General features: G+C 60.9%; 17 protein-coding genes and 1 tRNA gene. 13 read left to right on the top strand and 5 right to left on the bottom strand.

Annotated elements, in window-relative coordinates; translation table 11 throughout:
- Window positions 1–149: 149 nt before the first annotated feature.
- The 5 genes from VFB05_RS16805 to VFB05_RS16785 all read right to left on the bottom strand — a co-directional run bounded on the left by VFB05_RS16805 (window position 150) and on the right by VFB05_RS16785 (window position 3,432).
- Window positions 150–1,364, bottom strand: a complete 1,215-nt coding sequence (locus VFB05_RS16805) for a hypothetical protein (protein WP_325013917.1) — start codon at window positions 1,362–1,364, stop codon at window positions 150–152.
- Between the two features lie 127 nt (window positions 1,365–1,491).
- On the bottom strand, window positions 1,492–2,151 hold the full coding sequence (locus VFB05_RS16800) for a glutathione S-transferase family protein (protein ID WP_325013915.1): 660 nt from the start codon (window positions 2,149–2,151) through the stop codon (window positions 1,492–1,494).
- Window positions 2,148–2,624, bottom strand: coding sequence for an SRPBCC family protein (locus tag VFB05_RS16795; protein ID WP_325013913.1), 477 nt, complete (start codon window positions 2,622–2,624; stop codon window positions 2,148–2,150). The genes VFB05_RS16800 and VFB05_RS16795 overlap by 4 nt, the downstream gene beginning before the upstream one ends.
- Window positions 2,621–2,986, bottom strand: a complete 366-nt coding sequence (locus tag VFB05_RS16790) for a metalloregulator ArsR/SmtB family transcription factor (RefSeq protein WP_325014014.1) — start codon at window positions 2,984–2,986, stop codon at window positions 2,621–2,623. Before VFB05_RS16790 ends, VFB05_RS16795 begins: the two co-directional genes overlap by 4 nt.
- 107 nt (window positions 2,987–3,093) lie before the next feature.
- Window positions 3,094–3,432, bottom strand: coding sequence for a putative quinol monooxygenase (locus tag VFB05_RS16785; protein ID WP_325013911.1), 339 nt, complete (start codon window positions 3,430–3,432; stop codon window positions 3,094–3,096).
- A gap of 655 nt (window positions 3,433–4,087) precedes the next feature.
- Here VFB05_RS16785 and VFB05_RS16780 point away from each other — a divergent pair.
- The 13 genes from VFB05_RS16780 (at window position 4,088) to VFB05_RS16720 (ending at window position 12,053) form a co-directional block, all read left to right on the top strand.
- Window positions 4,088–4,177: transfer RNA gene (locus VFB05_RS16780), tRNA-Ser, on the top strand.
- 162 nt (window positions 4,178–4,339) lie between these two features.
- Entirely contained in the window at window positions 4,340–5,569 is a 1,230-nt protein-coding gene (locus tag VFB05_RS16775) for a tyrosine-type recombinase/integrase (protein ID WP_325013909.1), read from the top strand.
- A gap of 423 nt (window positions 5,570–5,992) precedes the next feature.
- Window positions 5,993–6,220: a helix-turn-helix domain-containing protein gene (locus tag VFB05_RS16770; protein ID WP_325013907.1), complete on the top strand. Its 228-nt coding sequence runs from the start codon at window positions 5,993–5,995 to the stop codon at window positions 6,218–6,220.
- 92 nt (window positions 6,221–6,312) lie between these two features.
- Window positions 6,313–6,660, top strand: coding sequence for a hypothetical protein (locus VFB05_RS16765; RefSeq protein ID WP_325013905.1), 348 nt, complete (start codon window positions 6,313–6,315; stop codon window positions 6,658–6,660).
- A complete protein-coding gene (locus VFB05_RS16760) occupies window positions 6,657–6,992 on the top strand; it encodes a single-stranded DNA-binding protein (protein ID WP_325013903.1) in 336 nt (111 codons plus the stop codon). The genes VFB05_RS16765 and VFB05_RS16760 overlap by 4 nt, the downstream gene beginning before the upstream one ends.
- Window positions 6,985–7,872 carry a DUF7146 domain-containing protein gene (locus tag VFB05_RS16755; protein WP_325013901.1) on the top strand — a complete coding sequence of 296 codons (888 nt, stop codon included), beginning with the start codon at window positions 6,985–6,987 and terminating at the stop codon, window positions 7,870–7,872. The genes VFB05_RS16760 and VFB05_RS16755 overlap by 8 nt, the downstream gene beginning before the upstream one ends.
- Window positions 7,869–9,062, top strand: a complete 1,194-nt coding sequence (locus tag VFB05_RS16750) for an AAA family ATPase (RefSeq protein WP_325013899.1) — start codon at window positions 7,869–7,871, stop codon at window positions 9,060–9,062. Before VFB05_RS16755 ends, VFB05_RS16750 begins: the two co-directional genes overlap by 4 nt.
- A gap of 803 nt (window positions 9,063–9,865) precedes the next feature.
- A complete protein-coding gene (locus VFB05_RS16745) occupies window positions 9,866–10,207 on the top strand; it encodes a hypothetical protein (RefSeq protein WP_325013897.1) in 342 nt (113 codons plus the stop codon).
- A 69-nt stretch (window positions 10,208–10,276) separates the two neighbouring features.
- On the top strand, window positions 10,277–10,489 hold the full coding sequence (locus tag VFB05_RS16740; protein ID WP_325013895.1) for a hypothetical protein: 213 nt from the start codon (window positions 10,277–10,279) through the stop codon (window positions 10,487–10,489).
- Window positions 10,490–10,505: 16 nt separating this feature from the next.
- Window positions 10,506–11,156, top strand: coding sequence for a hypothetical protein (locus tag VFB05_RS16735; RefSeq protein ID WP_325013893.1), 651 nt, complete (start codon window positions 10,506–10,508; stop codon window positions 11,154–11,156).
- Entirely contained in the window at window positions 11,153–11,671 is a 519-nt protein-coding gene (locus VFB05_RS16730) for a hypothetical protein (protein WP_325013891.1), read from the top strand. Before VFB05_RS16735 ends, VFB05_RS16730 begins: the two co-directional genes overlap by 4 nt.
- Window positions 11,668–11,847, top strand: a complete 180-nt coding sequence (locus VFB05_RS16725; protein ID WP_325013889.1) for a hypothetical protein — start codon at window positions 11,668–11,670, stop codon at window positions 11,845–11,847. Before VFB05_RS16730 ends, VFB05_RS16725 begins: the two co-directional genes overlap by 4 nt.
- On the top strand, window positions 11,844–12,053 hold the full coding sequence (locus tag VFB05_RS16720; protein WP_325013887.1) for a hypothetical protein: 210 nt from the start codon (window positions 11,844–11,846) through the stop codon (window positions 12,051–12,053). Before VFB05_RS16725 ends, VFB05_RS16720 begins: the two co-directional genes overlap by 4 nt.
- Window positions 12,054–12,067: the final 14 nt, after the last annotated feature.

Here is a 12,067-nt window from a genome sequence, read left to right as displayed (position 1 = left end):
CTTGCGCAGCAAGAGGCGGAGCCTTCACACAAATTACCGTGCACAGGATTTTGGTTGCACCGGGCTAGAGCGCCTCGATTCTGACACTGAGCGGGCTTGCGAAGGCCGCAAGCCCTGCCAGAGGCGCGTCGCGCCTCAGGCACAAGCCTTCAGATGTGGTCCGTGTGTGCAAGTTTTCGCGCCACGAGCTTGGCGAGCGCATTGACGCGTCGCCCGGCGTCGTCGTGGACCGCATGATCGCGGTCACCGCCGCCGACCTGGACCTGGATCACGAGAGGCCCCTTGCGGATGTAGACCACGTTCGAGGTCGCGCTGAAGCTCGCCTCGTCACCAAGGCCCTCGACTTCGGCGGACGCATCGAGGACTTTCCGCGCGGCCGCGTAGTATCTCTTCGAGAGGTCGACATTCGCTGCCACGTTCGAGACATTCAAGGTCACACTGTGAGTGATGAACGTGCGCTCGCCATTGACCATCTGCGGGCGGCTCGTTTGATAGAAGCAGCGGATCGGTTTCGGAAGCACTTCGGTGCGCTCGACCCGGCTATGATATGTGACTTGTCCAAACGATTTGTGGGGCGGTTCGATTTTCATGTCGCCGAAGACGGCACGGACGTCCTCCGGCGTCAGCAATGCGCAGGCGTCCGGCCATTGGTCCACCGGCGCGATGTCGGGGGCCCGCGTGTCGGCCGGAATATCCACGTCCCCGTTCTTCTGGATGGGAGTCGAAGCCTCCGCCATTCCCGTCACTTCCTCCCAGCGCTTCGCCGCTTGCGTAGCCAACGCCAGTGCGTTCGGCATGGATTGTGGCGAGTAGGTGTCGAGGCTGAGGATATAGACGAGGTCGGCCTTACGAACGTAAACCTTGACCTGGTCCTTGGTGCTGTCCGTGAAAGCCACTTCGCCGACGTCCTTCACGTCTTCGATGTGATGCTGGACGCTGGTTATCTTCTCTTGCGTCGAGCGGAGCGACTCGAATGTCGCGGCTGCCCCGCGAGGACCGCTGGTGTTGTTGCCCCATTGAATGACGTTCATGGTCACAAACTTGGAAAGCTCCGACGAAGAGGTCGGGCTCGGCAGCTTGACGATGTACATGCAGCGTTCGTTGTATTGCGGCCCCTTGTAGAGCGGGCTCAGCGTCGGCCCCTTGCTGACGATCGGCATCTTCGGGAACACGGCTTCGAGATCGGATTGCGGCAACAATTTGCAGGCGTCCGGCGGATTAACGTTCGACTGTGGCGCGGCAGACGACGGAGAAGGTGCGGCAACATTCGGATTCGGAGCCGCGGCGTCCTGCGCCCACACGTGAGGTACAAACAGGCACGCGATAGCGGACGCGGTCCAAGCCGCGGTGAATTTGCGAGACATGGGTTGACACTCTGTTTTGGGAGGAGTGTCTGCCATTTCAATTCACGATTGTGGTTTCGTTTTGACCACCCCTTCGACTGTGGCCGAAGTCACACGCGCGGAACTCGCTTGATGACCTCGCGGCGGATCAATCGCGATCCGGCGCTCCCAGCGGGAAGTAGTGGCGATACGGCCTCGCCTCATTGTTCGCACGGTCGTAGGACGGACGCGCGAGCAGGCGCTGCCGATAATTGCGCAGGTGAACAAACGCGGGCGCGATCGGATGGGCCCAGTCGGCATAAAACAGCGAGGGTGCCGCCGCGCAATCCGCGAGCGTGAAGACCTCGCCGATCGCCCATTTGCGGGTCGCCATGCGCTGATCGAGCCAGCCGTAGATCGCCTCCAGCTGCGCGCGGGCTTCAGTGACGATCGAGGGATCCCGATCTTCCTCAGCGCGCATCGCATTGCGGACAATCGCGTTCATCGGCGTCATGACGTAATTGTCGAAGACGCGGTCAAGCGTGCGCGTTTCGACCGCCGCGTCGCCATCGTTCGGAATCAGGCGAACGGGACCGGGATGCTTGAGGTGAAGATACTCGATGATCGACGTGGACTCGAAGACGTTGGTCCCGTCCTCCTCGAGCAGCGGGAATTTGGCCAACGACCATGCCCGCTTCAGGCGATCGTAGTTCTCCGGCGCTGCCGGGCCGATGATCCTGAATTCAAATGCGATGGCGTTTTCGTAGAGCGCGATCAGCGCCTTTTGCGTATAGGACGAGAACGGATGACCGTAGAGGGCTAACGTCATTGTTCGACCTCCTTCACGCCCAGCACCTTTGCGATGTCGGCGAATATCAGTTCGGTGCCGTGCTGCCGATCGGCCGTGCCGTCGCGTCCGTCGATGAACACGATCTGTTCGGTATAGGAGACGTGAGTACCGCCGGCCTCGGCCTGAAGGACGAGGCTCGACAGCGTAACCGAATGGAAGCGTCCACCGTGGTGGAGATCGTAGACATAGATGATGCGCTGGTGGGGTTCGATCAGGTGGAAGCGAGCCGTATAATTGCTGAAGCTGCCATCGTTGAAGTGTCCTTCCAGCACCTCAATGCCGCCTGGACGAAAGTCGAGCGAGCGCCCGGTCACCGTCCACTTGTCTTTCGGTCCCGTGAACCACTGCGCCTTGAGCTCCGGATCGGACCACGCGCGAAACACGCGCGCTGGAGGCGCCGCCCAGACGCGCTTGAGGGTGAAGGTGCCGTGGCAGAAAGGCGTAACCGTCATGTTTTCTTCTTTCCTTTTCGCAAATGGCGGGATGGCGATCCCTTGTCCTCGACAAGCTTACCGAGGAGGTCAAAACGATGTTCCCAAAGCTGGCGGCGCTCGCTGAGCCACTGCTCGGCGCGGGCGACGGCGTCCGCGGAGATCCTGCATGTGCGCGTTCGCCCCATCTTCTCAGTGACGATGAGGCCGCTCGCTTCCAGCACCTGCACGTGCTGGTGAATGGCGGCGAGCGTCGACCGGTACGGCCGCGCCAGTTCGCTGACCGAAGCGGGGCCCTGTGACAAGCGTTCAAGGATCCCCCGCCGCGTCGCATCGGCGAGCGCGTGAAACGCCTTGTCCAGTTCATCGGAATGCTTAAGCATACGCTTAAGTATCAGGCGGCCCACCGAGACTCAAGTACTTTCTTGAGTGTTGTCCCGTGAAAAAGGCGGCGGAGTGATCCGCCGCCTTTCGTGGTCTGAATAGAGGCTCACAGCAGGACGTATTGCGCGCGCTCGCGCTTTGCCAGCAGCGGCAGCGCCTGACCGGCGATATAGGTCTTGAAGTAGTCGCTTTCCGCGTGCGCCTTCAGGGCTGCTTCGTCCCGGAACAGTTCGTAGAACAGAAACTGCGCCGGATTCTCCTTGTTGCGTCCGATGAGAAACAGTTGCGAACCCGGATCGCGCTGTGCTTCCGGCAGGAACTGGTCGAGAATGTCGGCGACCCTGTCGGCCTGCCCGTCCTTGGCTTCCCATTGGGCCACGACCAGCACTCCACCATTGGCGACAGCTTCTCCGATCGTTTTCTGGTTGATGGCATATTTGCTCATGCTTTTGGCTCCTTGCTCCCGTGAGTGAGATGGTGAAATCGCGCCTGGTGTGAAATTGCAGGCCGCGATGACGGCGGCGAACGTTCCGATCGCCGACCTTCGGCTGATCATTTCCGCAAGTTTCGTTGTGTGAGGCTCCATTGATTATCTCCAGCGCTTGTTGATCTTGATGTCAGCGGCACGCGGCCGCCCTGCCCGCGATGAGTTTTTCATCGCAGGTCACCTGTCGTTCGCGCGGCTCACGCCGCAGCTTCGCGATCAGAGGGTTGACGTCAGTACCCGTTACGCCGGGATCATTCCGCGGCAGCAGCAAACGCGGCTGCGTGTGAACCTAGTCTGTTGTGGTCGCTTGATCAGTCATGTGGAATGGTCCCTTGGTTCGCGTCGGTTCAACGGGACCTGTATAACATCCGTTCCGCCATCTCATTTCGATACGTGTCGAAGTGAGATTGTACGGTTTTCGCCGCCGTCGATTTTCTGCTGGTGCTTCTTCGGCTTGCGGTCCGCATCGCGCTCGTTCACGACATTGCGAATGGGACTGTCGAAGGATTGGACGCAGCCCGGGTGAGACGACGAAAGATGGGCTGAAATATTAGTCCAACCCCATGGCTGTTCTTGAATTTTCAACGATCAGATGGTTGAAGTCGCTGGCTTCGGAAAGGTGGCCGAGTGGTTTAAGGCACCGGTCTTGAAAACCGGCGTGCCCGCAAGGGTACCGTGGGTTCGAATCCCACCCTTTCCGCCAGTAGACTGTTTCCCGATGTATCTCACTGTATCGAATCCACAGCAAAATCAACGAGTAGTGCGGAAAGCCTAGCACCCAATATTACCGGGTGTTACCCCTAGTCACCGCGCAAACCGTAGCTTTTGGCCGTAGGTTCGGAGGACGGATTCAAGGGGAAAACACATGGCTGGCAAACTGAAACCTCTCGATGTCGAGCGTGAAACGAAGCCCGGCAAGTACGCCGACGGCGGCGGGCTCTACCTGATCGTCGCCAGCGAGACGTCAAAGAACTGGAGCTATCGATATTGGTTCAAAGGCAAGGAGCGCTGGCACGGCCTGGGCTCATTCAAGGATGTGTCGCTGAAGGATGCGCGGCTGGCTCGCGACGCAGCGCGGTTGCTGGTGAAAGGTGACCGCAATACTGCTGGCGTGGACCTCGTTCAGGAAAAGAGAGACGCGCGCGAAGAGAAGAAAGCGACCGAGATTGCGGAGAAGGCCAAGACCTTCGAGGAGTGCGCGCAAGCCTACATCGACGAGCATTGGAACAGTTGGAGCAGCAAGCACCGCGCGCAGTGGCCGTCATCGCTAAAGCGATATGCTTACCCAACGATCGGCCAGCTCACGATTGTTGAAATCAAGCCCAGCCATATCCACGATTTGCTCAAGCCCATCTGGATCGAAAAGCGCGAGACAGCGAACCGCGTCCGCGGTCGGATTGAAACCATCATCGCGAAGAATGTCGACGTCGACGACAAGGACTTCCACAATCCGGCCGAACTGACGAAACAGTTGCGCGAGAAACTTCCGAAGCGGCCGAAGCGGGTCGTACAGCATCACCCTGCCCTCCCCTATGCCGAGGCGCCGCAGTTCATGCCTGCGCTGTCCGCCGCGGCGGGTACTGCCGCGGTGATGCTGCGCTTTGTGATCTTCACCGCGTGTCGGACAAATGAAGTTGTAGAGGCTCGCTGGTCCGAAATCGATCGCCCCACGTCGACATGGAAGATCCCGGGCGAGCGAATGAAGATGGATCAAGATCACGTCGTGCCGCTGACCGAGCCCGCACTCGCGATCCTGGACAAGATGGCTGAGGGCCAACAAGGCGAGTTGATTTTCCCGAATCCGGAAGGCGGCGTGTTTTCCGAAAACGCAATGTTGGCGGTGCTGAACCGCCTAGATTACGGCCACGTCACCGTGCACGGCTTCCGATCGACGTTTGCAACTTGGGCCGAGGAATGCACCGATTACCCGGACGGCGTTCGTGAGGCGGCGCTCGCGCACAAATACAAGTCCGAAACGACGGCCGCTTATCAGCGGGGCCAGAAGCTCGAGAAGCGGCGCGCGCTCATGAAGGATTGGGCCGACTTCATTCAATCCGCAAACATCATCCCGATGCGTGCGGCCAACGCCGGCTAGTTGCCGCGTCAACCCAGTCAACGTCGTATCGTAAAGCCCCTGTTTGGCAGGGGCTTTTTTCTGGCTATTTCCGAGCGCTGCTTGCTAGTAAGCAGGTGGCTCCTGACCATGCCTCGGGCTATTTCCGATCTTGCTTCAGGCTGAAGCACAACCTTCCTAAAAGAGCGGCTGCTTAGGGCTAAGCAGGTAGTTCCTCACCGGTGAGCACAGTCATCCGGCCAGATGCCAAGCGACGAAAGAAAGCTCCTGGAAGCGGGGCTTTTTTGATGCCAGAGGCAGTTTTGCTGATGCTAAGAACTGTCAGAACTCCATATTTTTCAATGAATTGTCTCGTCTTTAGCATGCGGCAAATTTGAGTGCGTTGTTAGCCTAAGCACGGCAGGAAACACTAAGCGCCAGTCATAACCACAAAGGCGCTTCCGAATGTCACCGCCAACGATCATCACGCTGGAATCCCCGCTCGTTGCGTCCCCGAACCAAGCCATGAAGGTCATCCAGGTCTCGCGCAAAAAGCTCTACGAGCTGATCAATGCGGGCGAGCTGGAAAGCTACACCGAAGGCACGGCGCGCCGGATCACCGTCAAATCCATCGCAAATTACGTCGATCGCAGGCTCGCGCGGGAAGCCGAGCGCCGCGGCCGCGCGGCCTAGCCCTGAAACGCGAACGGCCCGGCCTCCGACAAGCCGGACCGTTCCAGGAGCAAATCCGAATCCGCAGCCTTCCAGAACCGAGAATTCGTGCGATGTCCTTACTCGACCCTCCGACCGACAGCAAAGACCGCAAACCTAGCCGGCAGCGCCTTCCTGATCGCCGCGCTAGCGAGCGCTTCGACTTCGAATTTTCGGGAACGCCGTTCAGTGCGACCATTTCGCGGTTTGCCAACGGCCAGCTCGGTGAAATTTTCATCGACTGCCACAAGGTCGGGTCAGCGCTGGGGATACTTGCCGCGGACGCTGCGATCCTCGCCAGCATTGCCCTACAACATGGCGCCGACCTCGACACGTTGCGCCACGCACTGAGCCGTGACGTTCGCGGTAATCCGACATCACCGCTTGGTGTGGCCCTCGAACATATCGGGGATATGCCATGAGCGGAATCGAAGCAGCATTCTTTGGCGCGTTGTCGCGCAACGCCGAAAGCAAGACTTCACAGGCCGGCAAACGCTATCTCCGAATGAATGTCCGCATTGGCGACGGCGACGCCGTGCAATGGGTCAACGTCACGGTGTTTGATCCTGCCGCGATCGAGGCCGCGGACAAACTGGTAAAGGGCGCCCGCGTCTACATTGAAGGCAGGCTTTCGCTTGATGAATGGACCGCCCAGGACGGCGCAAAGCGTCACGGTCTTTCAGCCGCAAGCTGGCATTGCCGGTTGAGCCAGATCGGCCGCAACAAGCCGAAACGCGAGACCGAGCATGTCTGAGCTTGGTCTTGATCTGATCGACGCCATCACGAACGGCCGCATTGGCCGGCATGACACACCCTGCCCGCTGTGCGGACCTACCAAGCGCGCCGCGGTAAACCAGCGCCGCAAGGTGATGCGCGTATGGCGGCTGGATCCGGGCTTCGCGAGTTATCATTGCGCACGGTGTGGCGAAAAGGGCTTTGCCCGCGATCGCTTTGCGCCGGCACCTGATCCCGTTGCGCTGGAACGCGCGCGCGCCGAAGCCGCCGAGCGTGAGAGCGTGGCCGCCGCCGAACGTCTCGACAAGGCGCGCTGGCTGTGGACCCAGCGCCGGCCGATTGAAGGCACCGACGCTGAAACCTATCTGCGCGGGGCCCGCGGCTATGCCGGCCAGCTTCCCGGCAGCCTGGGCTTTCTCCCGGGCCGCGGCGATCATCCGGCCGCGATGATTGCGGCGTTTGGCCTAGCCGTGGAAGGCGAACCCGGAATCATTCACATGCCGGCCGATGCGCTGCGAGGCGTTCACATCACGCGGCTTGCTCCGGGCGGACGCGGCAAGGCCGGAAGCGAACGCGACAAGATCATGATCGGCCGTTCGTTCGGCTCGCCGATCGTCTTGGCGCCGGCCAACGATTTATTCGGCATGGCGATCGCCGAGGGCATCGAGGACGCCCTATCCGTTCATGAGGCAACTGGACTTGGCGCATGGGCAGCAGGAGCGGCCCCGCGACTGCCAGCTCTTGCCGACTGCCTACCGTTCTACATCGAGGCCGTCACCATCATCGTCGACGACGACAAGGACGGCCGGAAGTTTGCCGGCACGCTCGCCGACAGTGTCGCGCGGCGTGGCGTTGAAGTGCGTTCGATCCTGCTACCACAATCTCAGGAGGCCGCATGAGCCCCGACGCTAACGCCTACGCGCTCACGAATGGCCTTGCAGCGCTTAGGGAGGCAATCGACCACCCTATGCCGATCAAGCCTCCGGGCTGGCATTTCCTCACCGAGCACCGCGTCAGCGCACCACGGATGCTTATCAAGGGAATTGCTCCTCATCGTGGGATATTGTTCATCGGCGGCCAATCTGGTGCCGGCAAGACGTTTATGGCCTGCCACATGGCGAATTCGCTGGCGAGTGCCACGCCGTTCTTCGGCCGCACTGTCAAACGCCGCATTGCATCTGCGATTGTCTCGAAGGAAGGCACCGAGAACATCGGCAACCGCCTTACAGCCGACGCTCAGGCCCGCGGCCTGGACATTCGCCAGTTGCCGATTGCCTGGCGCGGTGACCTGCCTGAGATCAAGACAGCCGACGACGTAGATCGCACTGCCCAGCATCTCCTCGAGCTTGGCAGCTACCTCAAAGATCAGTTTGGAATCCCGCTGGGGGCCGCTTTTTTCGACACCATCGCGGCCAACTTCTCGATGGAGGACGAGAACAGCAACGCCGAGATTGCTAAGGTGATTGGCAAACTCCGCGAGTTTGAAACCCGCATCAACGGGCTAGTGTGTCCAGTACACCATTACGGGAAACAGGACGCGGCCGGTTTGCGTGGTGGCTCGCTTTGGCGTGGTGGCGCCGACGTGGTCTTGAGCGTGCTCGCTGACCGCGATGACCGGACCGGCAAGGTATCCGGCCGCGAGTTGGCGCTGGCCAAGGCCCGCGATGGTTTGGAAGGTCCGATCGCGCCGTTCGAACTGAGAGGTCACGAGCTCGGCATGGACGACGACGGCGATCCCTTCGGATCGCTGGTCGTGGTCCCAGGCGAACCCGGGCAATCCGTTACCCGCACCAAGCGAGGGAAAGCTGACGCGCGATCCGTGATCCTGCTGCGCGAGGCAGCAGCCGAGGCTGCGGACACGACCGGACAGGACATCCGCGTCCGCACCGACGGGCCGATTGTCCGAGCCGTTGAGGTGCGCAATGTCCGCGCCGAATTTTACCGCCGCTACGTCACCGACGAGGAGGATTCCAAGAAGGCAGCCGAGGCCAGGCAGAAGGCTTTCAGGCGCCTGCTGGACAAACTGCCCCCGGACCTCGCCACCGCTACCCAAGACGGCCGCGAATGGCTTTGGAGGGTCGATCAATGACCAGCCGAACAGCTAGCACGCCGAATCGTGACGATAGGCGATCAGCACAACAGGACAGAGTTGGTCCGGGCGGACACCGGACATACCGGACACACCCTATAGGGTTGTGTCCTGTCCTGTCCGGTTGGCCCACCCTACGGACTTGCCGGACATCACCGGACATTGTCGGCATTTGTCGTGTTTGTCGGCTATGTCGGCATGTGATGGAATGGGGTGGGAAAGACCTCATTCGGCCTGCATGCGTAGTAACTTTCAAATCCGGCCGATCGCTGCCAACCTATTTCCTGCGTTCGGGAAACCTGCCCAGGCGAAGTTGTACCGGTTATCACCGGGTTAGTTCTGCCTCGATTGCTGCTACCCACGATACCGCTGCTACCCGCTGGCAATCGATCGCTGACAGCCATCGGCGGAACGTGCATCCGTCAAACTTGCCTGATCGCGTTACGTTTTCGGCGACAATCGACGAAAGCCACGGTCGAAAGCCACGGTCGGAGGGGATTTACACGCGCGCGATCTCTCAAGACCTTGAACACTCTTGGAAGCAGACGCGCGCGCGAGGCCTGGCGAAACGCAGGGAATCCGGCGCAACCCTCCTATTGGATTGGTCGGCAAATAGACCCGGCACCCCATGCCGTACCCCGACTCTCGGCCTCGCTATTGTAGATCGATATCTCCGCTCCGTTTCGCGCCGCTCCCCAAAACATTGTTGCCCCTGTGCATCACTGAATAGACCGGGGCCTGTTTGCTGGAATGGCTCACGGCGGGCCAGCCTGACTCACCCGTGCGCTATTCCGGTGTAGGGCATGAGAAGGCTCATCCGCAGCAAAGCCGAATTACGAGCCGCGCTACGGGCCCGGCAGGATGAGTTGAACATCTCCTGCGCGACCGTCGAAGCGATCACGGGCTTGCCGACGAGCTACTTCAGCAAGATTGCGGCAGCTCGGCCTTCGAAGGATCTTACGGCGCGGACGATGCAGGAGGTGCTTGACGCACTCGGCCTAAGGATCGCGGTCGTGGTGCTGGTCGAGGATGAGGCCAAGGCGACGAGGATGCGGCCGCGCTGGGTGCAGCGCCAGCGGGCGCCGACCACACCGCGGCAGACCGAACCGTCCGCAGACCAGGGCAGCTTCAAATTCGTCGAATAGCGCGGCAACTTTTCGGGTCTTTGCTGAGGATACCGAAGGTAGCGCATGGTCTCCGCGAGAGGATGATCCATGCGTCACGAAAAGAAGATGGAAAAGCAGATCGCCATGCGCCTGGCCGACCCGGCCTTCGCGCTTCTGAAGGATTTGGCTGATGCTGACGAAAGAAGCCCTACGGAGGTTGCTCGGCGGATTCTCATCACCGGACTTGCCGATCTTGCCTACCAGCGCCAGCGCGCCGCCGGTGGCAGCACCGCCGGCGGCTCCGGCACCCCGAGCATTTGAAGGGACAAGGAACCTCATGGCAAAAATAGCCGAAGTCGTGAAACCGGCGACACCGCAGAAGATCGCCACCGCCAAGCGCCTGATTGAGGCGGGGGAGCAGGAAATAGCGGCGCTGCGCACGGCCCTGTCCGCCGCGCTGCTCAGCGAGGACGACAGCGAGGCTATCAAGATCACGGAAAAAATCGCCGCGATCGAAAAGCGCATCGCCCTGAACCAGCAGAAGCTCGCAGCGCTCGGCAAGCAGGGCCGCAAGGAACGAACTGCCGACCGTGAGCAGCGTAAGACCGAGGCTCTCGCCGCGTTCGAGAAGTCACTGTCCGAAACCGCCGGTATTGCGGCGAAGATCGATAAGGCCGTTGACGATCTGGCGGCCGCCCTGAAGGAATACCGGGCTGCGAAGCGCAAGCCCTTCGATAAGTGGCCGGCCGATTTGTTTCCCTCGCTGAAGATCTTCGAGGGCTTCATGTACGGCTATGCCGACAACCACATCGGCGCGGCGCTCCACATGAAATCGCCGGGTAACGCACACACCCTGCTGACCGCTCTCCCCGAGCGGCTCGGCAGCCTGGCGGAAGCCGACATCAAGAGCGCTGCGGCGCTGATCGCCGACATCAAGTCCATGCCCCTGCCGGCGGTGCGCGACGACACCGAAAGCGAGGCTGCATGACCGACATCGCTCCCTATACGCCGGAGCAGCTCGCTTCTGCGACCGCGGCTTCTCGCAGCACGCAGGCCTCGGCCGATCTCCTGGCGCCGATCACGCCGGCCGAGCAGGCCAAGGCAAAGATAATTGAGCTCAAGAGCGACCCGGCTTGGCTCAAGCGCTATCACTCGAACGATCGTAGCGCCTTCGACGAATTGCATGCGCTGCACGAGAAGTCATTTCAGCCGGCGCCCGGCTCTGTCATCAGCGGTCAGCCGACCGTCGAAGCTCAGAACGAGCAGACCGCGGCCGACATCGCCACGCTGACGGACCTTCCCGATGATGTTGTCGCACACGTTTGCGGCGGCGCGCCGGTTTCCGAAACCGAGTACAAGCAGGCGGCTGCGAAGAAGTCCGCGCTGTTTCGTGATCCCGAGTGGCGCGGCAAATACCTCGCCGGCGATCATGAGGCCGGCCGGCAACTGCTTCTCCTGAACATCATCATGACGAGCCCGATCAAACTTGAGGCCTCGCGATGATGGGATATTCGGCTCCAGGAATGGCGCTCGGGCTCGGCGGCGATGCGCTCGCCGGCCAGCTCAAGGACGAGGAAGACGAGGACCGCAAGAAGCGATTGCTGCAGGCTGCACAGCGCAGAGCGCTTGGCCCGGCCGGTCAGGCGCTGGGGCTCGGCGGATTTGGATCACAGCTATGAACACAGGCCCCGCCCAGGGAATCAGCAATGACGATTTTGACCGCGCCTGCGCGAGGACGGACGAGGTTGTCACGATCTTTGCCGCAGCCTCGCAGGAATACCGCGCGGCCCACGCGATGCTTTTCTGCAAGAAGGTCTTGTTGGGCCTTGATCCCGTCGAACGCGCCGTCGTGTTTCAGCGTCTGCGCGAAACCACCATGAACTGAGGGCGATATGTGCT

This window comes from Bradyrhizobium sp., assembly GCF_035652035.1.
GTDB lineage: Bacteria > Pseudomonadota > Alphaproteobacteria > Rhizobiales > Xanthobacteraceae > Bradyrhizobium.
This window is presented reverse-complemented; position numbering and strand designations above follow the sequence as displayed.